The 22,631-nt window shown below is 46.1% G+C and carries 19 protein-coding genes and 1 riboswitch; of the genes, 14 read left to right on the top strand and 5 right to left on the bottom strand.

What is annotated here, in order from left to right; translation table 11 throughout:
* The first annotated feature begins 292 nt into the window (after positions 1-292).
* From nikA to L9Q39_RS07715, 6 genes are all read left to right on the top strand, one after another.
* The gene (gene nikA, locus L9Q39_RS07740) at positions 293-1,882 is read left to right on the top strand and encodes a nickel ABC transporter substrate-binding protein (RefSeq protein WP_237484518.1); all 1,590 of its coding nucleotides are present in this window, start codon (positions 293-295) and stop codon (positions 1,880-1,882) included.
* A 98-nt stretch (positions 1,883-1,980) separates the two neighbouring features.
* Complete coding sequence (opp1B, locus tag L9Q39_RS07735) at positions 1,981-2,922, top strand: nickel/cobalt ABC transporter permease (protein ID WP_237484517.1); 942 nt, start codon at positions 1,981-1,983, stop codon at positions 2,920-2,922.
* Positions 2,922-3,746, top strand: coding sequence for a nickel/cobalt ABC transporter permease (opp1C, locus tag L9Q39_RS07730; RefSeq protein ID WP_237484516.1), 825 nt, complete (start codon positions 2,922-2,924; stop codon positions 3,744-3,746). Before opp1B ends, opp1C begins: the two co-directional genes overlap by 1 nt.
* A complete protein-coding gene (locus tag L9Q39_RS07725) occupies positions 3,746-4,558 on the top strand; it encodes an ABC transporter ATP-binding protein (RefSeq protein WP_237484515.1) in 813 nt (270 codons plus the stop codon). The genes opp1C and L9Q39_RS07725 overlap by 1 nt, the downstream gene beginning before the upstream one ends.
* Complete coding sequence (locus L9Q39_RS07720) at positions 4,548-5,324, top strand: ABC transporter ATP-binding protein (RefSeq protein WP_237484514.1); 777 nt, start codon at positions 4,548-4,550, stop codon at positions 5,322-5,324. Before L9Q39_RS07725 ends, L9Q39_RS07720 begins: the two co-directional genes overlap by 11 nt.
* Positions 5,325-5,326: 2 nt before the next feature.
* A complete protein-coding gene (locus L9Q39_RS07715) occupies positions 5,327-6,634 on the top strand; it encodes an MATE family efflux transporter (RefSeq protein WP_237484513.1) in 1,308 nt (435 codons plus the stop codon).
* Positions 6,635-6,694: 60 nt separating this feature from the next.
* On the opposite strand, the gene L9Q39_RS07710 is transcribed toward L9Q39_RS07715, so the two are convergent.
* Positions 6,695-7,168: a peroxiredoxin gene (locus L9Q39_RS07710; protein ID WP_237484512.1), complete on the bottom strand. Its 474-nt coding sequence runs from the start codon at positions 7,166-7,168 to the stop codon at positions 6,695-6,697.
* Between the two features lie 272 nt (positions 7,169-7,440).
* On the opposite strand from L9Q39_RS07710, the gene focA reads away from it, so the two are divergent.
* The 7 genes from focA (at position 7,441) to L9Q39_RS07675 (ending at position 16,349) form a co-directional block, all read left to right on the top strand.
* Positions 7,441-8,298 (top strand): formate transporter FocA, encoded by an 858-nt coding sequence (gene focA / locus L9Q39_RS07705; protein WP_237484511.1) that lies wholly within the window; start codon positions 7,441-7,443, stop codon positions 8,296-8,298.
* Positions 8,299-8,451: 153 nt separating this feature from the next.
* Positions 8,452-8,739 carry a hypothetical protein gene (locus L9Q39_RS07700; RefSeq protein ID WP_237484510.1) on the top strand — a complete coding sequence of 96 codons (288 nt, stop codon included), beginning with the start codon at positions 8,452-8,454 and terminating at the stop codon, positions 8,737-8,739.
* A 288-nt stretch (positions 8,740-9,027) separates the two neighbouring features.
* Complete coding sequence (locus L9Q39_RS07695; RefSeq protein WP_237484509.1) at positions 9,028-10,131, top strand: cytochrome-c peroxidase; 1,104 nt, start codon at positions 9,028-9,030, stop codon at positions 10,129-10,131.
* Positions 10,118-12,475 (top strand): ATP-binding protein, encoded by a 2,358-nt coding sequence (locus tag L9Q39_RS07690; RefSeq protein ID WP_237484508.1) that lies wholly within the window; start codon positions 10,118-10,120, stop codon positions 12,473-12,475. Before L9Q39_RS07695 ends, L9Q39_RS07690 begins: the two co-directional genes overlap by 14 nt.
* Positions 12,472-13,017 carry a PAS domain S-box protein gene (locus L9Q39_RS07685; protein WP_253073294.1) on the top strand — a complete coding sequence of 182 codons (546 nt, stop codon included), beginning with the start codon at positions 12,472-12,474 and terminating at the stop codon, positions 13,015-13,017. Before L9Q39_RS07690 ends, L9Q39_RS07685 begins: the two co-directional genes overlap by 4 nt.
* Positions 13,018-13,034: 17 nt before the next feature.
* Positions 13,035-14,294, top strand: a complete 1,260-nt coding sequence (locus tag L9Q39_RS20635) for a response regulator (protein WP_253073293.1) — start codon at positions 13,035-13,037, stop codon at positions 14,292-14,294.
* A 349-nt stretch (positions 14,295-14,643) separates the two neighbouring features.
* Positions 14,644-14,739: riboswitch (cyclic di-GMP riboswitch) on the top strand.
* Between the two features lie 32 nt (positions 14,740-14,771).
* Positions 14,772-16,349, top strand: coding sequence for a hypothetical protein (locus L9Q39_RS07675; protein WP_237484507.1), 1,578 nt, complete (start codon positions 14,772-14,774; stop codon positions 16,347-16,349).
* A gap of 188 nt (positions 16,350-16,537) precedes the next feature.
* On the opposite strand, the gene L9Q39_RS07670 is transcribed toward L9Q39_RS07675, so the two are convergent.
* Positions 16,538-17,941, bottom strand: a complete 1,404-nt coding sequence (locus tag L9Q39_RS07670; protein ID WP_237484506.1) for an MATE family efflux transporter — start codon at positions 17,939-17,941, stop codon at positions 16,538-16,540.
* Positions 17,942-18,376: 435 nt separating this feature from the next.
* Here L9Q39_RS07670 and L9Q39_RS07665 point away from each other — a divergent pair, with 435 nt between their 5' ends.
* A complete protein-coding gene (locus L9Q39_RS07665; RefSeq protein WP_290369133.1) occupies positions 18,377-19,756 on the top strand; it encodes an NCS2 family permease in 1,380 nt (459 codons plus the stop codon).
* A gap of 403 nt (positions 19,757-20,159) precedes the next feature.
* Here the strand turns inward: L9Q39_RS07665 and rplY are convergent, their stop codons facing one another.
* From rplY to L9Q39_RS07650, 3 genes are all read right to left on the bottom strand, one after another.
* Positions 20,160-20,438 carry a 50S ribosomal protein L25 gene (gene rplY, locus L9Q39_RS07660; protein ID WP_237484505.1) on the bottom strand — a complete coding sequence of 93 codons (279 nt, stop codon included), beginning with the start codon at positions 20,436-20,438 and terminating at the stop codon, positions 20,160-20,162.
* A gap of 167 nt (positions 20,439-20,605) precedes the next feature.
* A complete protein-coding gene (locus L9Q39_RS07655; RefSeq protein ID WP_435532833.1) occupies positions 20,606-21,955 on the bottom strand; it encodes an ATP-binding protein in 1,350 nt (449 codons plus the stop codon).
* Positions 21,956-21,968: 13 nt separating this feature from the next.
* The gene (locus L9Q39_RS07650; RefSeq protein ID WP_237484503.1) at positions 21,969-22,625 is read right to left on the bottom strand and encodes a response regulator transcription factor; all 657 of its coding nucleotides are present in this window, start codon (positions 22,623-22,625) and stop codon (positions 21,969-21,971) included.
* Between the last annotated feature and the right edge of the window lie 6 nt (positions 22,626-22,631).

Genomic DNA, 22,631 nt, shown 5'->3' with positions numbered 1-22,631 from the left:
CATAAACCGCTTTCTCCCTTCAAAAGGGGGATTGGATAGGCAATCCACAGCAGGGAATGTTGCAACAAAAGAGTTATATCCAGTGGTATGTGGGTGATAACTTGCTCTCAAGGAATGATGAGAAATTGAACGACTGGCTCGATATGATCGAACGGGGTTGTGGGGGATGTTAAATGGTTTCTTAATGTAAATTCACTCACGGATAAAGTTGATCAAGGTCAATAATGATTATGAGAATTATTATTACTATGCTTATTCCTTAACTAAGCAGAAAACCACATTGAGCTAGATTATGCCGATTCAGAAATTAATGACAGCCGCCGCCATTGCGGTCACAGCGCTTACCTCAATGCCAAGCGCATTGGCGGATGACTCCACCCTTACTTTTGCAAACTACCGTGATATTCGTGATCTCAATCCACACCTTTATGGTGGTGAGATCTTTGCTCAGAATCTGATTTTTGAAGGTCTGATTCATTTGGGTCAGGATGGAGTATTGGAGCCTTGGTTGGCAAAGAGCTGGTCAACGTCTGAAGATGGCAAAGTCTATACTTTTAAGCTGCGCGATGATGTGAATTTCACTGATGGCACACACTTCGACGCTAATGTGGTCAAAGCAAATTTTGAAGCGCTGCTCGATAACGCCAATCGTCACAATTGGCTTGAGTCGATTCGCCTAATGGTGGAAGTAGAAAGCGCGGGCAAAAAGAGTGTCCGCGTTGTCGATGACTACACCGTTGAGGTGGAGTTTGCAGAGTCTTATTATCCGTTCCTGGTAGAATTGGGTGTGACTCGTCCATTTCGTTTCCTCTCCCCAAAATGCTTTAAAGAGGGAACGACGAAAAACGGTGCGAGCTGTTATGTCGGAACGGGTAGTTATGCGCTCAAGAACAATGTGGTGGATCAGCACGCAACATTTGACCGCAATGAGCAATACTGGGGTGAAAAGCCCGAGGTGAAGAGCATTGTTGCTCGAGTGATCCCGGATAACCAATCGCGTCTACTCTCTCTGCGTAGCGGTGAAATTGATATGGTGTATGGTCTGCAACTGATCAACGCCCAATCATTTAAACAGTTTGAAAAAGATCCACGTTTTGGCACCGCATTGTCTGAACCGGTGTCGACACGTATGTTGATCCTAAACTCGACCAGTGAAAACCTCAGTGATACTCGTGTTCGTCAGGCGCTTAGCCATTTGACGAACAAATCGATCATTGCGGAACGCATCATGCTTGGATTGGAGAAACCCGCAGACACCTTGTTGGCGAAAAACGTTCCTTACGCGAATATTCCACTGACGCCTTACGATTATAGCGTGGCACAAGCTGAGCAACTACTGGATGCAGCCGGTTGGGTGAAACAGGGCGCGGTTCGCAAGCGTGATGGTAAGGCATTTGAAATTACCCTGTCGTACGACAGCGACAAAGTGGTTGAGCGTACGATCGCCCAGTACCTGCAAAGTGAATGGTCAAAAGTGGGTCTGAAGATGAACATCGTCGGTGAAGAAGAGCAAGCTCACCGTGATCGACTCAAACAAGGTCAGTTTGATTTATCGTTCAATATCTCTTGGGGGACACCGTATGATCCACAGTCTTTCTTAGGCGGGATGCGTAAACCTGTTTATGGTGACTATGCGGCACAAAAAGGTATTCCTGAAAAAGCTGAGCTAGATAAGCAGATCCTTGAGGCTCTTGAAGCGAATGATGAGCAACAACGTCAACAACACTATACTTATGTGTTAGAAACACTACACAATCAAGCGATTTATATTCCGCTCACCTATGAGCAAAATCGTGCGATTTATAGCACCAAAGTGCAAGGAGTTGGCTTCAACCCATCTCAGTTTGAGATCCCATTACAGCGCATGTCTATAAAACCGTAGGTTGCGGTTTTAATGTTGACGCCTGTTATGACTGACACTTGCTTAGCAAGTGTCAGTTTTTTCATTTCAATTTATGTAACGTTAGAGAAAGTGTCTAAGTGGCAAAGTATATAATTAAACGACTGTTGAGCGCGATAGTGACCCTGTTTTTCGTTTCGTTCATCGCGTTTGCATTGGTCAATATTATTCCTGCCGACCCAGCAGAAGTGGCGCTTAGGGTGAACGATACGACGCCGAGTCCTGAAGCGATTGAGGAAATCCGTCAAGAACTCGGTTTAGATAAACCTTTTTTGATTCGCTACGTTAATTGGCTGTCTGCGTCTATCCAGGGTGATTTTGGGGTCTCTTATACCAATACCAATCGATTGGTATTGGAAGAACTGACGCGCAGCTTTCCGTATACCCTAAAGCTGGCGGGCTTATCATTGGTGCTACTGGTTGGTTTAAGTATCCCGATTGGTGTGTTGAGTGCAGTGTATAAAGACCACTGGTTTGATCGTATTGTACGGGTGTTTATCTTTGCCAGTACTGCGATGCCAAATTTCTGGCTGGCGTTTATCCTTATCTGGATTTTTTCCATCAGCCTTTACTGGCTGCCAAGTAGTGGCGCGTCGACGCTAGGCCATTATATCTTGCCATCAATTACCCTTTGTATGGCGTATGTTGCCACTTATATTCGATTGATTCGTAACTCTATGCTGGAATCTATGCACCATCATTACGTGGCGTATGCTCGTGCCCGAGGTATTCCAGAGCATAGGGTGATATGGAAACACCTGCTAAAGAACTCGTTACAAACCTCCATGACGGCGCTGGGTATTGGTGTGGTGCGCTTGATCGCGGGGACGGTGGTGATTGAAAGCATTTTCGCTATACCGGGATTAGGTCGCCTTGCACTTGCGGCTATTTTTAATCGCGATTACCCCATTATTCAAGCCTATATCTTAGTAATGGGCAGCCTGTTCGTGGTGTCTAATCTGATTATCGACATCTTACATACGGTGGTTGACCCTCGATTAAAGCAGGGAGGAAAATCGTAATGTGGCAACGTCTGTTTTCTAATAAAACGGTGCTATTTTGTCTGCTACTGCTGTTTATTGTCTGTATGATGGGGGCATTTGCACCTTATCTTGCTCCCCATGATCCCAACCTTGCCGATGTGATTAACACTCTCATGCCTATGTCGAGTGAGTATCCGTTGGGGACTGACTATTTGGGACGCTGCAATTACTCCCGGTTACTGTTTGGTATTCGAACCACGCTGTATTATTCACTTCTTACCATGGTAATCACAGCGGTTGTCGGCGGCTTTATTGGTGTCATTGCAGGCTATATGCGTGGCAAGGTCGATGCTTTGATTATGCGCGCTTGCGAAGTGATGCTGTCGTTTCCATATGAGATCATTGTATTGAGCATTGTCGGCATTATGGGACCCGGCATCGTTAATATTATCGTGGCGAACTTTATCGCTAAAATCGCTTGGTATGTGCGTATCGTGCGCAGTTCGGTAATCAGTTTCAATCATCAAAACTATATCCTCTATTCACGAACGGTGAAAACGCCCCAGCGCTTTATCTTCGCCAAGCACCTTGCGCCTAATATTGCAGCAGAAGTGATTATCTTGGCTACCCTCGATTTAGGCTGGATTATTTTAAGTATCTCAACCTTGTCATTTTTAGGTCTAGGTATCCAACCGCCAACGCCAGAGTGGGGCGCGATGCTATCCGATGCTAAGGAAGTGTTATTCTCCAATCCAGAGCAGATGCTGATTCCCGGCGCTGCCATTATGGTTGTGGTGGCGTGTTGTAACTTACTCGGTGACTCGCTTCGTGATGTGTTAGATCCAAGAACGGAGCGTCAATAATGCTACAGGTAAATAATCTTTGCGTATCCTTGATTCAACCTCAGCCTAAAGAACTACTATCGAATGTCAGCTTTCATTTAGGTCATGACCAATGCCTTGGGATTTTGGGGGAGTCAGGAAGTGGTAAATCGTTAACGTGTAACGCGATTAATGGATTGTTAGGCGAGAACTTTGCGGTCTCTGGCGAGGCTAAATTTGAAGGGCAAGATCTGCTGACCTTGCCTTTGGCTCAACGCCGAAAGTTGCGCGGCGAGACGATTTCCATGATCATGCAAAGCCCGATGACTGCGTTTAACCCTCTGTTTACCATAGGTAATCAAGCGGTTGAAACCATTAAACTGCACAGCGAATTATCGGCGAAGCAAGCCAGAGAATTGTTTTGTGATGTGCTGGTGAGAGTGAATCTAAAATCGCCAACCACACTGATTGATAAGTACCCGCATGAGCTAAGTGGTGGTATGTTGCAACGCATCATGGTTGCGCTCGCCTTGGTGTTGAAACCTAAATTGATCATTGCCGATGAACCCACGACAGCGATTGATTATATCTCCCAGAAAGAAGTGATTAAAGAGCTGCAGTTTGTTCGTGAGCAGTTCGCGACGAGCTTGATCTTTGTCAGTCACGATTTAAGTTTAGTGTCCCATATTGCCGACAATGTACTGGTGATGAATCAGGGGCAGGTGGTTGAATATGGTGAAACCAAACAGATCTTTACCCAGCCTAGCAGTGAATACACTCGATATTTAGTCGATACCCGTATGACTTTGATTCATCGTTTTAAATCTGTCATGGAGCCGTCCAATGTTAATTGATATAAAAGCCGTGACTAAATCCTTTAAAACCGACAATAGTTGGTTGTTTTCGACCACTCAGCAAGTCATTAACGGTGTCTCTTTAACCATTAATTACGGGGAGTGCGTCGGTATCGTGGGTGAGTCGGGCAGCGGAAAGAGCACTCTCGGCAAACTGATACTTGGACTAGAGCCAGTCGATAGCGGTGAGATTGTCTTTAACGATGAGTTGGCGAGTCTGTCAACGCACAAGGCGCTCAGTGTGGTGTTCCAAGACTACAACACCTCGGTCAACCCACGATTAACCGTGAAAGAGATCATCAACGAACCTTTGATCAAAGAGAAACTCAGCAAAAAGCAGCGACAGACGCTGCTGGAGGAGTTACTGTTTGAAGTCGGTTTAAGCGCTGACATGTTGACTCGTTATCCTCATCAATTGAGTGGTGGTCAACTACAGCGTGTCTGTATCGCCAGAGCCATTGCCCCTAACCCTAAGTTTATCTTATTGGATGAAGCGGTCAGTTCATTGGATGTGTCGGTTCAAGTTCAGATACTGGAACTGCTCGCACGTCTAAAGCAGCAGCGAGGTATCGCTTATCTATTCATTACCCACGATATTGCCGTTGCCAGTTATTTATGTGATCGCCTGATGTTTTTTAAAGACGGCATGATCGTTGAGCGCGTCGAGGATATGCGCCAATTAACGCAAGTCAAAGACCCTTATACCCAACAGCTTCTAGCCGCTGCCAGTTACCTAGAGCTTCCTTTTGAATCCGAGTTGAAGTAACGATGACCCTAACTCATAAAGATTATTTTAAAATTGCCTTCCCGTTTATTGTTTCCACCGTCACTCAGCCTTTGCTGGGGGCAGTGGACACGGCTGTTATTGGTCAGTTGGGTGTTGCCGAACTGATTGGCGGTGTTGCGATTGGTACGGTGATCATGAACACCCTCTATTGGTTGTTTGGTTTTTTCCGTGTCAGTACCACCGGTCAAAGTGCGATTGCTTTGGGGAAAAACGATCCCAAAGAGCAGGCAACCAGTCTGTTTAGACCGTTTATTCTTGCCCTGTCGGTGGGGATAATTTTTATCTTACTGCAATCGCTGATCTGGCAAGGAGCGCAGTGGGTGATCGACCCGGAAGCCGCGGTGGGAGCCAACGCGAAAATCTATTTTGATATTATGATTTTTGGCGCGCCTTTTGTGTTACTCAACTACACCTTGATCGGTTGGTTAATGGGGCAGGCGAAAGCGAAAGAGACCCTGTTTACTCAAGTGTTTGGTAACGTGTTGAACATCGTGCTGGATATTATTTTTGTACTCTATTTTGATTGGGGAATTGCTGGCGTTGCCTATGCGACCTTGATTGCGCAGATCAGCACGTTTGCTATTGGTGCCTTCCTTGTGCTGCGCACCTGCCAGTTTTCGCTGTTTGATTATCTGGGTACTGCAAGCATGAGTAAGGCAGATCTGAAAGTAATTGTGTCGTCTAATATGGACCTGTTGCTGCGCACGGTTTGTATTCTGATTTTCTTTAATATGATGGCGCGAGTCGGCTCCCAACTGGGCGCGGATGTGCTGGCGGCGAACGCGATTTTGATGCAAGTGACCTTTATTGTCAGCTATATGTTTGATGGTGTCGCCAATGCCTCAAGCGTGTTTGCAGGCAAAGCGGTAGGGCAGAAGAATATCGGTCTACTTAAATCCGTGATTAAGATGAACACGGTATGGACCACAGGATTTGTGGTCGTGCTGACCTTGTTGACGATACTGTTTAAGCAGCATATTGTCACTCTGTTTACCGAGTTGCCAGCGCTTGTCGCGATCTATAACCAGATGTCACCATGGTTACTGGTGTTCCCACTGGTGGCAGGCTATGGATTAACGTTTTACGGCATCTTTACCGGGACAGGCACCACAAGACCGGTCAGAAATTCCAGTGCCGTGACCTTGTTGCTGTTTCTTACGGTGCAGTATTTTATGGTGCCGGTATGGGGTAACCACGGTTTGTGGCTTGGGTTTACTCTGTTTTACGTTGGGCGGTTTATCTTCTTGTACCCTTACATCGGGCTAGTGAAGGGTAAGTGTTGCGAGTAAGACGATAATGACCCGCGAATACACCACTCTAAATTTAGAGTGGTGTATTCGTTCAATGCGCTATAGCGCCGCGAGAATCGTTTCCGCTTTACTGACTTCAAACTCGCCGCCAGTTTCCACATTGAGCGTAGTGACAACGCCGTTGTCGATGATCATCGCGTAACGCTGAGAACGAATACCACCAAAGTCGCCCGTATCCATCTCCAATCCCAGCGCCTTAGTAAAACTGGCACTGCCATCTCCTAGCATTAGTAGCTCAGAGGCATTTTGTGCTTCGCCCCATGCCTGCATCACGAAAGCATCATTGACCGCGACACACGCGATAAGATCAACGCCTTTGTCTTTAAGTTGATCCGCCAGCACCACATAGCCGGGTAGGTGAGCTTCAGAGCAAGTCGGAGTGAAAGCGCCGGGTACGGCGAATAGCACGACTTTTTTGTTGGCGAATAACGCTTCGGTTTTGTGTTGTTGCATCCCGTTTTCGGTGAGTTCACTTAATACTGCGTTGGGTAGAGCTTGTCCTTGTTGAATCATGATGGTTTCCTTTAGTTGTTGCGGGTTAGGTGTTGCGGGTTAGTTGCTAGGGGTGAGTGGTTACGGATTAGTTATTACCGATGTCTACCAAGTCTAACCCTTATACGCGCAGCCACAACAAAAAAGCTAAAATCGATTTTTTACGTCAACATTTTACGTCAACAAGTGCGGGATAAATAATTTTTTTAATGCGTGAAATAAAGCTTGAAATTGTGGTTAATTAGAGCGATTATCGCCGCCCATTTTTTTGTCTTGTATAAAAACCAAACAGAATGAACCTAAATCAATTTGACTCTTTGCTACCGCCACAAATGGCGGAACGCGCTGCCGAGATTGGACTCGGCAAAGCGACTAAAGATCCGGTTAAATCGTTTTTGCTGGCTATTTCAGCCGGGATCCATATCGGTATCGCATTTGTGTTTTACACCATCGTCACCACTGGTGCAGCGGATATGTCATGGGGCATGACGCGCTTTATTGGGGGTGTTGCTTTTAGTTTGGGACTTATCCTTGTGGTGGTCACGGGTGGAGAGCTGTTTACCAGTTCAGTACTGACTCTGGTCGCCAGAGCAAGCGGTAAAATCTCGTGGCTTACCTTGGTCAAAAACTGGGTTGTGGTTTATCTGGGTAACTTGATAGGCGCGCTGCTGTTGGTTATCTGCATGTTGGTGACCAAGCAATATATGTTTGACCATGGTCAGGTGGGGCTTAACGCGTTGGCGATTTCCCAGCACAAACTGCATCATGGGTTTTGGCAAGCGGTCGCATTGGGCATTATGTGTAATGTGCTGGTGTGTATCGCGGTATGGATGACCTTTAGTGGTCGTACTTTGACAGATAAAATTATCGTGATGATTCTGCCTGTTGCTATGTTTGTTTCTTCGGGGTTTGAACACTGTATCGCCAATATGTTTCAAGTACCGATGGCCATCGCGATTAAGACTTTTGCGCCTGCGGAATTTTGGCAGATGACCGGCGCAAACATTGCCGACTATGCCGACCTCAATATGCTGGACTTTATTATCAATAACTTAGTGCCCGTGACGCTGGGTAACATTATTGGCGGTGGTCTATTTGTTGGTATGTGGTATTGGATGATTTATCTTCGTGACGAACAGCCGTTGCTATAAGGGTATAGTGGCGCTCTGACATCAATAGATACCAGTGATATAAGTAATTTTGGTTGGTGATATAAGTATATCTATCAAGGGATTATATTGATAATAACCACTCTAATTACTCACTTATCAATATCCTATGTAAGGATAGGCAAGGAACTCAAAATGTCAGACGCTATTGCAACAGCTCGTTTACAAAATAAAATGAAAAACCCAATCGTAGCACTTATCCTGGGCTTTATTATCCCAGGTGCAGGTCAAATGTACGCAGGTAGCGTGATGTGGGGTGTGATTAACCTTATTTTATGTATCGTTTTCGCTATCACTGTGATTGCAAGTCCGTTGGCGTTCGTTGTGTGGTTGGTTTCTCTAGTGCTAGGTTACAAAGGCACTAAGGCACATAACGACAAAATGCTAAACGAAGCAGAATCTGAATCTGACCAAAGCGCTTAATCGCCTTACGTTTTGATTCTCTATCAGCTCTGCTATTTACTGCAGAGCTGATATTTAAAACACTCTTGTTACCTTGCTACCTTGCTACCTTGCTATCCTCCCACAGTTCCATTTTTTTCTAATCGCTCAGTTTTTCCACTTTCTTTCGACATTATCGTTACTGGGTCGCCTCGGTTATTTTGACCTCCTCTCGTCAATCACTTGAGTTTGCAGCGAAACAAAATAGATTTGTTAATCAACAGTCATTCCCTAACTTATTTTAAAAGGCGCTTTTTATGAGGTAGGGTAATGAGAAACAAAAAATTATTCGCATTCTGTGCAATAGTAATGCTTAGTGCGATTGGTTTATTGTTGTTTGATGGTTACCGCTCAGTCAACCACGGTGAGACGGCGTCTCAAGACGAGCTGCATGGTCACTCGCATGATGATGACCATAATCATGGCTCAGATAAAGAGCCGCACCATAATGCCCTCTCTTATGCCAGTTTGGTCACCAGTGACGCTCCGATTCAGCCGATATTGCCTTATGAAGAGGGTGATGAGGATGTGATTCGCTTAGGTTGGGTGTTATTTAGAGATACTAACCTTTCTTCCAATAACAAAGTCAGTTGCCAATCATGCCATGATCTTAATACCAATGGCGCAGAACCGCTCAGTGTCTCGATTGGTGTTAACGGTGTGGGGAAGCGCAATTCACTGACGGTCTTTAACGTCGCCCACAATTACCGCTTTTTTTGGGATGGCAGGGTGAATACCTTGCAAGACCAGATCGATGGTCCGGTTCATGACCCCGTAGAAATGGACTCGTCGTGGCAAAAAATTGTCGATTACGTCACCGCCTCCAATCAATATCTTGCACTGTTTGCACGTGCCGACCTTACCCCTAGTGAAGAGACCATCAAACACGCCATGGTCGAGTTTATGAAAAGCTTAACCACGATGAATGCGCCGTTTGACCAATACCTGATGGGCGATAGCGATGCCATTAACGAATCAGCCGTTCGCGGTTGGCAGACGTTTCAATCGTTAGGCTGTATCGCCTGTCACCGAGGCACCAATGTCGGCGGAGGTTTAGTGATGCAGTTTGGTTATTTTGGCGTGGATAGCCGAGGTGCGGAGCGCAGCAATGATCTGGGTCGATTCAATGTGACGTCAAAGCAAGAAGATAAACACCTGTTTCGGGTGGCGAGTCTGCGCAACGTCGCGATCACATCGCCCTATTTTCATGATGGCATGACCGGTTCTTTAGATGAGGCGATAAAAATAATGGCGCGGAGTCAGTTAGGAAAGGAATTAGAACCTGACACCGTCGCTGATATTAAAGCTTTCCTAGAATCCCTCACTGGAGAGCGCCCAACCATCCTTGAGGAGTTGCAAAATGAGCAGAATTAAGTGGATCATGATGAGCGCCGGGGCCTTATTATGTCTTTTGCTCGGTTTGCTGATGATTTCCTATCTTGAATATAAGACGGCCGCTCAATATCGACAGAAGATCAGTGTACTTGGGTATGAGCTAATAGAAACGCGCGATTTGATTACCTTTAATTCGATCAATGAAGTGACCGCCTCCTACGAGTTAGCAAGGCATCTGGTGGCAATCGAGCAGAGAGTCGGGGAGTTGGATCGCTCTTTTCAATTACATGATTCCAAATTTTTACCTTTCAGCAAAATCACAGCGTTTGCGCTAATTTCAGACTTTAGCAACACCGTACTTTCCGTCACGGATGCACTTGATCATATTACGGGATTGTTAGTAGCGAGAGAATCGACGTTGCAAGGGATCCGTCAGATAGGAGGACGACAGAGTGGCGAGGTGGAGACCAGTCTATTTGCCCCGTTTATTGATTCCATATCCTCAGCCAATATCGAACAAACCAATCCAGAATTACTTCGCTTGGTGGGTGTCTACCAGGGGCTGAACGATCAATTACAAGAGCTACTGGGGAGCGTGTTATCGGGGAAAAATGCCTCTTTTGTTGAGGGAACGGAATTTGCTTTTACCGACTTAGTGCAAAGCATTGAACATCGCATGGTGGCGATACTGTTGGTTATTTCATTACTGGTGCTGGCGACATTAAGCATGGTCTATTTTGACCGAATTCGGGAGTTACAAAGAAATAACCTGGCCTATAAACAATCGGTAGAGAAAGCCAAACACGCCAGTGAAGCAAAGTCGTTGTTTTTGGCGACCATGAGCCATGAACTCAGAACCCCAATGAATGGCGTCTTAGGCATTGCTCAGTTGATCAAAGAGCAGTCTAACGAAGCGGATATTCAGAGTCAGGCACAGATCATGATCGAATCGGGTCAGCATTTAGTGACGTTGCTTAATGATATCCTCGATTTCTCAAAAGTTGAGCAGGGTAAGATGACGCTTGAGATGCAGCCATTTACCTTTGACAGCATCACTCGCCATATAGAGGGAACCCTAGCGCCATTAGCGGAAAATAAAGGGGTTCAATTAGAGATAGACAATGAGACGCCGAGCGATCTTCGGTATATCGGTGATTCATCGAGAATACGCCAGATCTTGTTTAATATTGTGGGTAACGCCATTAAGTTTACCGAGCAAGGTAAAGTTAACTTAACCCTCTCTGCGTGCGAGGACAGACCATACAACCTAGTCATTGTGGTAAAAGATACTGGTATCGGCATTAGCCAAGATAAATTGGCGACTATTTTCAGCCCATTTGAACAAGCGGAGTTGTCAACCACTCGGAATTACGGTGGAACGGGTTTGGGGTTATCCATCGTCAAGAAACTGATAGAGCTTATGAACGGTGATATCAGCGTGTTTAGTCAGCCCAATGTGGGGAGCGAGTTTACGATTAAGCTCCATTTAGCCAGTGAAGAGTTGGCGCCAAAGCAACAACAAAGCGAGGTGCTGAAAAAAACGGCGCTTGAACCCAATCAAATCCATGTGTTATTAGCGGAAGATAACAAGGTCAATGCACTGGTCATGAAACAGTTCTTCCGCGCCGAAGGTTATCAAATGACCCATGTGACTAATGGACGTGATGCAGTGAATCAGTTGCAATCCGACGGGTTTGATCTGGTGATTATGGACAATCACATGCCAAAAATGAGTGGTATTGAAGCGATCAAATTTATTCGACGCGACCTCAAGTTGGATGTGTGTATCTTTGCCTTTACTGCCGATGTATTCAAAGAGGCGCATGATGCCTTTATTGCTGCGGGAGCCGACTATGTCCTCACCAAACCGCTACAGATTAATAGCTTGCGCGAGGCGATTGATCGATTTATCCACGCTGCTAATGCGCCACTGACGGTGACGGAGAGTTTGACGACTGCGGAGAACGTAGTGTATCTCACTCGCTCACCGATTGAGACGCTTCCTATGACGGAGGAAGAACTCTCTCAATCCGCGTTATTAGTTGAGAGCGGTTTATCTCCGGAAGAAACCGCGGATCTGCTCGCGACTTTTATTGAAGAAGTTGAGCTAAAAATAGAAGACTTAATCAACGCTTATTCGCAATCTTCTTGCGAACCGCTCTATAAAACCTTGCACTCGGTGAAAGGTATCCTATTTGAGCTTGGACTCTCTGAGGCATCGAATTTAGCGCAACAAACGGAAGCTTCTGCCAGAGATGGGGTGATACCGGATTTGATTCTGCTTCAATCGCTGATCAATCGTTTGCAAGTGAATGTTCATCAAGCAAATCGCCTGATTGCTGAACAGCAACAGCAAAATACAACTATGGGGCAGAATGGATGAAATCAGTGGTTAAGCATGTGCCTTTGAATGCCGCACTGTTGTTATTAAGTGGGGGGATTTTTTACGTTGACCTGACAATCCCTCTCGGCGTCGCAGCAGGTGTGCCTTACGTGACCGTGATTCTTGTTTCGCTCATCTCACAACGTCAATCTACCATCTTGATATGGGCAACAGCGTGTACGCTGCTGACACTGTTTGGTTATTACCTTTCCCCTATTGGCAGCGAAACTTGGAAGGTGGTCACCAATCGAATATTAGCCATTTATGCGATTTGGGCAGTGGCGATAGTCTCTATTGTAGTAAAAGAGCGTGCACGAACACTGTCGAAATTGGAGCAAAACCTAAAATTGTCCGAGTCTAGGGCGACTCTAGGTTTAGTGGCGGAGTATACCAAGGACGCGATCGTTATTACCGACAAACAAGGTTTGATCACTTGGGTTAATCAAGGATTTATATCTCTGTCGGGTTATCAGTTAGACGAGGTGCTAGGTAGCAAGCCAAGTTCCTTGTTACAGGGGAAAAAACGGATATTTCAACGGTAAAACGGTTATCGGAAGCGGTGAAAGCTGCCAAGCCTATTGATTGTGAAATCATCAATTATCATAAAGATGGCTCGGAATATTGGATAGATATTTCTATTTCTCCGGTATTTGAAAACGGGGAGTTGGTGAAGTTCATCGCTGTTGAGCGAGATATTACCCAGCGTAAACAGCTAGAAATAAAACTACAGACGGATAGAAACCTAGCGCTAAGCGAGAGTGAGCAATCCGAGAACTTGTTCTACTTGCTTAACTATTTTGTTGTTCAACAAAACAAACTAGCGCTTAAAGGCATGAGCGAAAAAGAGGACACTAGAAATTCTAGGGAACACCTAGAGTTGCTGGAGAGCGTCCGGCATCACGTGGCATTTATGGCAAGCCATGATAAAAACCAGATGCTAAGTACGCCAATAGCCCTGCAGTCATTGAGCCAGAGCTTGTCGCAAGATTTTGCTAAGTTCGCGACTAAAATGGAATTTGCCTATAGCGGCAGTATTGATGATTCCGTTGAGTCATTGCTGGTGGCCGGTAATGCAGAGACTTTATTTCGTTTTGCGTTTCATTTAGCGATGCTTATTGCGCTAACACACCGCCCTGATGCGATGACCTTACAGGTAAAAGCCAGCGTCAAGCAGGATAAAGTTCAGCTACAACTCGAGTTTATTGTGGAAGACCATGGTCAGCTACTTGAGCTGATACAAAAGTTAGTGACCTCGGATTATGATTCATCTTCGCGGTTGATGGCTGCTTTAGAGTATGCCCATAGAAAAGCGGTCACTTCTATCAATGAAAGTCATGGGCAAGTAACCAGTGGCTTATCGGGCAACAATAGCCGCTTTAGCCTCAGTCAAACGGTTGATTTAGTCGAAGATAACAAAAGGCAAGGTAGTGCCGGCTATAAAATCCTTATTGCGGAAGATAATAAAGTGAATACCATCGTGCTGACGAAGCTATTACAGACGCTGGGCTATGACACGGTTGATACGGCAGTGAATGGCAAACAGGCGGTAGACATGGCTAAAGACAATCGTTACGACCTAATTTTGATGGATAATCATATGCCGGAGATGACCGGACTTGAGGCGACCCAGAAGTTGAAACAACAGCATGCCATTGATGCGCCGATCATCGCCTGTACCGCGGATACCTCAGAACAAGCGACACAGGATTTTCTCGATTTCGGGGCGCAAAGCGTCATATATAAACCGCTAAAGAAAGCGCTATTGAGTCGAGAAATTGATGCAGCGAAGTCGGGTGCGAGAGCCGAATTGGCATCTTGAGTCCCAAGCGCATTGTGATTCCCAGTAATAAGAACTTAACTCATTCTCTCGCTTAAGACTTGCGTTTATTGGTTAATCATAAGTAGAAAAAAACCGACCAAGACTTTTCACGTGATGAAGTTTAGCATTTTGCAATTTATGCTAATGCAGGTTGCAAATTCGTTGCAATCTACTGACTAATTAGGTGATAAACTAATGACTTAGGTAGCGTAAGAGGTAATCTTAATTACCTTTTTATTACATTGCTTTAGCATTTATTTGCCTCTCAATATGCAATGATATTTTAATCTTCGCGAGTGCTAGCAAACTTGGCACGAACTATGATTGGACGTCATGTCAACTTCAAAAGCTACCTTAAGGGCAAACCAGTTGAAAGACTGGGACGCAAAGTGACAGCACTGATGGATATAGCACTAATGGATATATAGTGGGCTGCGCTACTAGGTGAATGTAAATTCATACTTAGGGCAATATGACATGGCGTATAACAAAACGTTACTCTCAACACTTCTCGTCGGGGCAATGGTCTCTTCATCCTCCTTCGCCGCCGATGACGTGACATACAGTCAAAGCTTCGGCGCTGAATTACTCCCAACACCTCAGGTGCAGGAAGACTTCAATAAAGGATCTTGGTCTTTGGTGCAATTTAATGACGCACCAGATAGCGCTGATATCTTGCAATTGCTTTCTTTACTGGTCGACCGTTCAGATTTTGCCACTGGGCAGGTCGTGAACGGTGCGATTGATGGTCAGATTCACTTTGAGACAATATGGACTCGTTCTACCTTAAAGGCGATGCTGGGTCTGGATAATTTCAAAGCGCTGCGTCAAGACTATACCGTCAAAGAAATTCGTACCGCTGTGAATGACGTCTGTGCTCCGGTACTGGAACTCGGTACTGCAGCAACATATGGTGCGCCGTATAATATTAAATCGAATGAAGTTAACTATATCGCAGAGCTAGACAGTGATTCTAAGCACTGTACAGGGCGTTCGGTCACCGTGGGTACGGCCGCGCCTTTGCCGATACTGGGCGGCAACCCTGCAAACGTTCGTATTCGCTCTTTCGTTCCAACGGTGCCAGGTGCGACTTATAGTATGGATGTTGAGTTTCAGAAGCGCTCAACCAACAGTCGTGATGTCGGTGACTTGATTGTGAGAGTCGGCGGTGAAGTAATGAGCGTTGCGGGTGTTGATGGTATTGATTGGGATACGGGTGATCAGCGAGCGGTGTTCCCAACAACCCCAGCAGTTGTCGACATTAATGAGCTTGAACATGGCTTCTTTAAAGGAACGGTGACATTTAAGGCAACACGCTTCTTTACACCGATTAATCTGCGTGACAATGGTATTCCCGATTCGTATGGCGTATTGGTCGATGATGTGACCGTGACTCAGACGCAGCCTAATGAACTGTATGATTGGTGTTCGATGCTGTTTAAGGCGCAAAGTAAGAATCTAAAACTGTGTCTACAAGGTAACGATGAATCGAGTGACAATTTCTTTAGTTGTGATTTCGACAATTTAATCGGTCGTAATGTGAAAATAAAGAGAAAGACGGAAGGCGGGCACAGTCCTGAACTCATTCAAAATTTGACTGGCGATCAGGGATCGAGCACTTTCTTCCGTATGGGATTAAATGCGCGAGTCACGATACCGATGGCGGGTAGAGGCTGCCCAATCTACAACAATACCTTGGCGCTGAATGAGTTTACCAATAACTACCCAGCGGAAACGTTTAGTGACTATCCAGAGCAGGGTACAGTGACGGCTGTTTTAAGATGCTATGATGCTAATGAAGACAGTATGTACACCAGAAACGTGGTGTTGAATAAGGTTGAAGAAGTCGACTTAACTAGCGGTATTACTCCGGATGATGACGAGACACTTCTGCGTACTAATCAAGAGATCTTTTACACCTTTGACGGTGATGAAGATAAGTCTTGTCGTTTAGTCAAGGTTCGAATTAAAGATAAGACGCCACGCATTTCGCCAACCTCAATCAGTCATGACGGTATTGATATTCAAGGCTTGCGTATCATTGTCAACGAATAGCAGGGTGATAAAGCGGCAACCATTCGTTCAATAATTTTGAACTATTAAGCCTCTCTTCCTTTACTGCAAAAGGAGAGAGGCTTTGTTTATCGGTGAGTGAGTTTATAGCCGAGTAAGTTTATAGCCGAGTAAGTTTATAGCTGAGTCAGTTAATAACTGAGTGAGTTTACAGCTCAGTTTATTTCTTGCTAAGCGGCTTGAGGTTGAACCAGAGGCGTAGGCTCAATGGCTGTTTGATGACGCTTTATCACAAAGCGCAATCTCAACAACATCAGAGCGGCGGCGACACTGAGACCGGTTAAGATGCCAACCCAAAAGCCTTTTTCGCCCATCGCAGGGATAATATGGTCAGTTAAACCTAAAACGATACCCAAAGGTAACGCGAGCCCCCAGTAAGAGGCAATCGCTAATATCATCGGCACTTTAGTATCCTTGTAACCACGCAACGCGCCGTTGGCTGAGGTTTGCAGGGCATCACTAAATTGGTACATAGCGGTGAACAGCAGTAACGTCGCTGCGGTCGCGCTGACTGCCGGATCGCTGGTATACAGCCTGATAATGGTGTCAGGAATGGTCAAGAACATAACGATAGAGACCAAAGAGATCAATGCCGCGACCACAATACCAATTTTGCTACGCTCAACCGCACCAAGGTGATCTCTCGCACCGAGTGCGTGACCGACACGTATGGTAATACCAAACGAAATACTCATTGGGATCACATAGGTCATGCTAGACACATTCAGCGCGATTTGCGCCGCTGCGACGTTTTCCGCACCGATACGACCAATCAATAGCGCGATAACCGCAAAGATACTGCCGCATACTGCAATATTCATCCCAATCGGCAAACCCAGTTTAAGCAGATGTACCATTTGGCTCGGCTTAGGTTTGATATCGCTAAACTGGATGATGCGCTTATAGTGGTGATGGGTTTTGATATAGGAGTACAGTAATCCTGACATCATCCAATAAACGATGCTGGTTGCCCAACCACATCCCACAGCGCCCATTTCCGGCAAGCCAAACTTACCGTAGATCAGTACATAGTTGATGGGAATATTGACCAATAGCCCGAACACAGAAATGATCATCGGCGCTTTGGTGTTGTTCATCCCCTCACAAAAGCCATTCATGATATAGAACAGGGCGATACCGGGAACACCAAAGGCGAGCGCAATCGCGTAGTCGCTGGCAATAGGTATGATCTCTTGAGCCACGCCGATCCACTCAAGCAGAGGTTTAGCGTTAAGCAAATAGGCAATCAATAACACGGAAAACAGCAATGCCAACCAAGTCATCTGTAGACATTCAGTGGAGATACTTTTTAGGTCTCTTGCGCCACGATGAAAGGCAACGACGGGTGTCAGCGCCATAATGGTGCCGCGTAGCAACAGCAGCACGGGAATCCATAGGCTGGTGCCAAGAGCAATAGCCGCGAGATCCGCCGCACTGACTTGACCGGCCATGGTGGTATCGACAAAGCCCATAGCTTGGGTTGCGAGTTGGGTAAAGATAATAGGAATCGAGAGATGCATTAATGCACCAGATTCACGAGTAAAACGAGAAAAAGGAGAATTATTCGTTTGCATGATGTGTATAAACACCTATAGAAATGCACGAATGATAGCAGGATGGCTGGTGTGCATTTTAGGGTGTGCCGTTAAGACGGCGCCAATATAAACAGCTTGATTTGTCGAGTCAAGAGTGGAGATATTTTCACCAGTTATACACTTATCTTTAAGAGAATGAATAATGGTGAACTGTTGGTGATGTGACCGATTGCGCAAACGATAAAACTGATTGTCAACTGGGAAATAAAGGAGTATCTTCTCGCCCTTTATAGCGATGCTGTCAGTAACGCTATCGGTTTCGACTGTTCACCATGGACGTGTGATTATACCCAAGTTACCTCGCATCTTGAGATGACTTGGGGATAGGTCAATTTTTAATATTTAGATGTTTACTAGCCCCACGATGGATCGATTTAGGGAGCTTTGCCGTTTTACTTCTACAAAGGTACAACCATGTCCAACAATACCTCAACGCCATCCGAAGCGGACAAACAGTCTGGTCATCAAAGAAACAACCGTTGGCTAGATAACTACTTTATGATTTCACAGCGAGGCAGCAGCGTTCGCCAAGAGATCCTTGCTGGTGCCACGACGTTTCTTGCCATGGTCTATTCCGTTATTGTGGTGCCGAATATGTTAGGAGCGGCAGGCTTTAATCAAAGTGCGGTGTTTATTGCTACCTGCTTGGTTGCGGCTTTTGGTTCTTTATTAATGGGTCTGTGGGCTAAGCTACCACTCGCCATTGGTTGTGCGATTTCTTTGACGGCTTTTACCGCCTTTAGTTTGGTGCTAGGGCAGGGTGTTTCGATTCCTGTTGCACTGGGCGCGGTGTTCTTGATGGGTGTGTTGTTCACTGCGATTACCGTGACCGGCGTTCGTCAGTGGATTTTGACCAATTTACCTTCAGGCATTGCTCATGGTACCGGGATTGGTATCGGTCTGTTTTTGCTGCTGATTGCGGCCGACGGTGTGGGTCTGGTGGTAAAAAACCCACATGCAGGTCTGCCGGTTGCGCTGGGTGAATTTACCTCTTTTCCTGTGATTATGTCGATTGTTGGTTTAGCGGCGATCATCGGTGTTGAAAAGCGTCGTGTTACTGGTGGTATCTTGTTGGTGATTATCGCCATTTCGGCGCTTGGGCTGCTGGTTGACCCATCGGTGACGTATCAAGGTCTGTTTGCTCTGCCATCATTCGGCGGCGAAAACTCTCTGATTGCTTCTATGGATATTATCGGCGCGCTAAATCCTATCGTCCTACCAAGTGTCTTAGCTTTGGTGATGACAGCGATTTTTGACGCTACAGGCACCATTCGAGCCGTTGCTGGGCAAGCGAATCTTTTGGATGATCAAGGGAACATTATCAATGGTGGCAAAGCACTGACCGCGGATTCTGTCAGCAGCATATTCTCTGGCTTTGTTGGTGGCTCGCCAGCAGCCGTCTATATCGAATCGGCAACGGGGACAGCCGCGGGCGGTAAAACTGGGCTTACGGCGGTGGTGGTAGGACTGGCGTTTTTAGTCTTGCTGTTCTTGTCGCCAATTAGCTACCTTGTTCCGAGCTATGCAACGGCTCCAGCTTTGATGTATGTCGGTCTATTGATGCTCAGCAATGTCACTAAACTGGACTTTGATGATCTGGTTGGCGCACTGTCGGGCTTAGTGTGTGCGGTATTTATTGTTCTAACCTCAAACATCGTGACTGGCATCATGCTGGGTTTCGTCTGCCTTGTTGGTGGTCGCCTGATTGCTGGTGAGTGGCGTCAATTGAATCTGGGTACGGTATTAATTACCATCGCCTTGGTGGCGTTCTACGCTGGCGGTTGGGCGATCTAGAACTCAGGTTTCTGCTCGCTGTTGTTACCGTTAAGACATTTATAGTGTTCAAGCCTGTGGTAATGCCACAGGCTTTTTTTCGTGTTAATTTTTGTTCAGTAGTATCGGCAGTGACTATGTTGTAGCGTAGATATTTGCAGCGTAAAGACTGGCAGCGCAGAGACACACAGCGAGTTGGGAAGTTAGGCTAAAGCTGTCTGGTGAATAAGAAATGTGAAACAGACGATAGGTGCGAGTAGATTGAAGTGCTGTATGGACGGGGAGGGAAGCCCAAAAACGGTGAAACCCCGACAGTTGGTAGCTATCGGGGTTTCGAATTTTTCAGATTACAGGGTTGGTAAGACCGAGAATCTTTCTATATGCAAAAGGCTGGATTTAATCCGAGTAATTCCTTGGTAGGGAATTAGATACGGATGAAGTCCATGTGCTCAACTTTTGGCTTGAATGCGTGGCGTTGAACATCTTGTGGCTTAACCTTAACTTCTTCGCCGCCGATCACTAGAGTGATTGCTTCGTAGAATTCAGGCTTGTCCATTTGGTTTAGTACTTCGTCGTGTGCTAGAGCGATAGAAACAGGCGCTGCTTCACCACCGTAAACGATTGCTGGGAATTGGCCAGCGTGACGTAGGCGGCGGCTCGCACCCTTACCTAGTTCAGTACGTACTACTGCTTCGAATTTCATAGTATTTACTCTCAAATAGTAAAATTAAAAAAATGCCATCTGACATAGCGACCTAGTCGAGATGGAGAACGTTAAGTGATCCTTAATGGATACTCACAAAACGAGCGCGGATACTAACATCCAATCGGGTTACGGGCAATAGAAAAACACTGATAAGCCACTAAATTTTACTCCTTGGCGAGGTGCAGGCGTAAAATCGCCTTAAGTCCGCCCATCGTGCTTTTATGTAGCGTCAGTTGACCTCGGTAACTATGCGCCATTTCACTAACAATATTTAACCCCAATCCCGTTCCCGGTGTGGATTCGTCGAGTCGCACACCGCGCTTAATGGCTTTGGCGCACTCGTCCTCCGGAATACCAGGACCATCATCCTCGATAATGATGTTAGTTTCATTACCGTCGATCACTTCGGAGTTAACTTTGATCATTCCATTCGCCCATTTGTAGGCATTTTCTAATAGGTTGCCCAGCATTTCATCGAGATCAGCTTGCTCAACCGCAACAAACAGGTCGGTATCGAGTTCGCTAATCAGCATTAATTCTCTGGAGGCATAAACCTTGTCAAACGCCATTGAGATGGCATCTACGCGCTCACTGGGCGAGGCTTTGACGGCTAAGATGTTCATCGAACCCGCCATTCGAGCGCGCCCTAAATGGTAATCGATCTGCGCTTGGATCTGTTGAATACTAGGCGCGAGTTTGGCTGCGTCTTGCTCGCTTAAGTGGGCAATATCATTTTTAAGCACCGACAGGGGCGTTTTAAGCGCATGGGATAGGTTCCCTGCGTGATTTCTTGCTCGATCTAGCAACTCTTGATAGTGGAAAATCAGCGCGTTAAGGTCATCAACGAGCGGCGCGACTTCTTTAGGATATTGTTGCTCTAGCGTACTTCGTTGCCCAGCTTTGAGCTGTTTGAGCTCTTTTTGCATCTTATTTAATGGTCTCAATGACCAACTGACTTGCGCTATGACTAAAGTGAGGATACCGCCAGCCAATACCGCCAGAATAACCCAAAGTTGTCCCGTCAATGATTGCAGCGTGGCTTCAATCGGGTCTTCATCTTGACCAATAATGATGTGAACAGGGCTTTCTACGTCGGGCAGAAAAATGGTGCGCTCAATCGCCACCAGTTGCTCTTTTTTAGCACCGAAGTAGCTTTTGTGCTTTTTACTTTTGTGTTTCACATCAATATGTTGATCCCAAAGTGATCGAGAGCGTACCACTTGGTCTGCACTGTCAATGCTCAGGTAAAGACCACTGTACGGTTGATTAAATCTTGGGTCGGAGAGTGTGGATGTCAGTTCTAGGCGACCTTGTTTGTTGACTTCAAGGCTGGCGACGACTTCATCCATGGTGTGGCTAAGTTGTTGCTGCAACTCTTGATCAAGATAGTCACGCACCAACCCCGGAATGATAACGCCGGCGACAATTAACATGGCGGACAGCCACAGTGTCGCGGCAAGCAGCAAGCGTGTTTTTAGACTGAGTTGACTGACCTTGCTGCGCATCATCGCCAGTTGGTCGTGGAGTCTAGGCATTTAATTGGTAACCCAGTCCACGAACCGTTTTAATTATTTGCGGCGCGATCTTTTTACGAATACGACCGATGAATACCTCAATGGTGTTGGAGTCGCGATCAAAGTCTTGCTTATAGATATGCTCAACCAGTTCGGTGCGAGAAATGACCTTTTCACTGTTGTGCATAAAGTAAGCGACGACCTTATATTCCAGAGCGGTCAGGCTGACCGACTGTCCTTGCCATAAGACTTTTGAGGTTCGAGTGTCGAGGCTTAAATCGCCCACTTGCAATACCGGAGAGGCGTTGCCTGATGCGCGTCGTAATTGGGCGCGAATACGCGCGATTAACTCAATCATCTCGAAGGGTTTGGTGAGATAGTCATCAGCACCGGCATTCAGCCCTTCAACTCTTTGACTCAATGTATCGCGCGCACTGAGTATAACAACGGGCGTGTTGATGTTTTCATCACGGATGCCTTTCAGCACGGTAAGCCCATCAATTTTTGGTAGACCGAGATCCAAAACTATCGCATCCCACTCTTCAGAGGTGGCTCGATAAAGTGCATCAATGCCGTCTTGCGCCAGTTCTGGAACCCAGTCTGCGCTTTCGAGGGTTTCAATGATTTGTTGTCCTAGGAGTGGCTCATCTTCTACAACTAAAATTTTCATAGATTT

The organism is Vibrio hippocampi, assembly GCF_921292975.1.
Classification (GTDB): domain Bacteria; phylum Pseudomonadota; class Gammaproteobacteria; order Enterobacterales; family Vibrionaceae; genus Vibrio; species Vibrio hippocampi.
Note: the sequence above shows the minus strand (reverse complement) of the source record. Positions and strands in the feature narration are given on the sequence as shown.

Excerpts from the sequence above, each read along its gene's own strand:
- nikA (WP_237484518.1), top strand. The coding sequence starts at position 293 with ATGCCGATTCAGAAATTAATGACAGCCGCCGCCATTGCGGTCACAGCG.
- opp1C (WP_237484516.1), top strand. The coding sequence starts at position 2,922 with ATGTGGCAACGTCTGTTTTCTAATAAAACGGTGCTATTTTGTCTGCTA.
- L9Q39_RS07725 (WP_237484515.1), top strand. The coding sequence starts at position 3,746 with ATGCTACAGGTAAATAATCTTTGCGTATCCTTGATTCAACCTCAGCCT.
- L9Q39_RS07720 (WP_237484514.1), top strand. The coding sequence starts at position 4,548 with ATGTTAATTGATATAAAAGCCGTGACTAAATCCTTTAAAACCGACAAT.
- L9Q39_RS07715 (WP_237484513.1), top strand. The coding sequence starts at position 5,327 with ATGACCCTAACTCATAAAGATTATTTTAAAATTGCCTTCCCGTTTATT.
- L9Q39_RS07710 (WP_237484512.1), bottom strand. The coding sequence starts at position 7,168 with ATGATTCAACAAGGACAAGCTCTACCCAACGCAGTATTAAGTGAACTC.
- focA (WP_237484511.1), top strand. The coding sequence starts at position 7,441 with ATGAACCTAAATCAATTTGACTCTTTGCTACCGCCACAAATGGCGGAA.
- L9Q39_RS07700 (WP_237484510.1), top strand. The coding sequence starts at position 8,452 with ATGTCAGACGCTATTGCAACAGCTCGTTTACAAAATAAAATGAAAAAC.
- L9Q39_RS07695 (WP_237484509.1), top strand. The coding sequence starts at position 9,028 with ATGAGAAACAAAAAATTATTCGCATTCTGTGCAATAGTAATGCTTAGT.
- L9Q39_RS07690 (WP_237484508.1), top strand. The coding sequence starts at position 10,118 with ATGAGCAGAATTAAGTGGATCATGATGAGCGCCGGGGCCTTATTATGT.
- L9Q39_RS07685 (WP_253073294.1), top strand. The coding sequence starts at position 12,472 with ATGAAATCAGTGGTTAAGCATGTGCCTTTGAATGCCGCACTGTTGTTA.
- L9Q39_RS07675 (WP_237484507.1), top strand. The coding sequence starts at position 14,772 with ATGGCGTATAACAAAACGTTACTCTCAACACTTCTCGTCGGGGCAATG.
- L9Q39_RS07670 (WP_237484506.1), bottom strand. The coding sequence starts at position 17,941 with ATGCAAACGAATAATTCTCCTTTTTCTCGTTTTACTCGTGAATCTGGT.
- L9Q39_RS07665 (WP_290369133.1), top strand. The coding sequence starts at position 18,377 with ATGTCCAACAATACCTCAACGCCATCCGAAGCGGACAAACAGTCTGGT.
- rplY (WP_237484505.1), bottom strand. The coding sequence starts at position 20,438 with ATGAAATTCGAAGCAGTAGTACGTACTGAACTAGGTAAGGGTGCGAGC.
- L9Q39_RS07650 (WP_237484503.1), bottom strand. The coding sequence starts at position 22,625 with ATGAAAATTTTAGTTGTAGAAGATGAGCCACTCCTAGGACAACAAATC.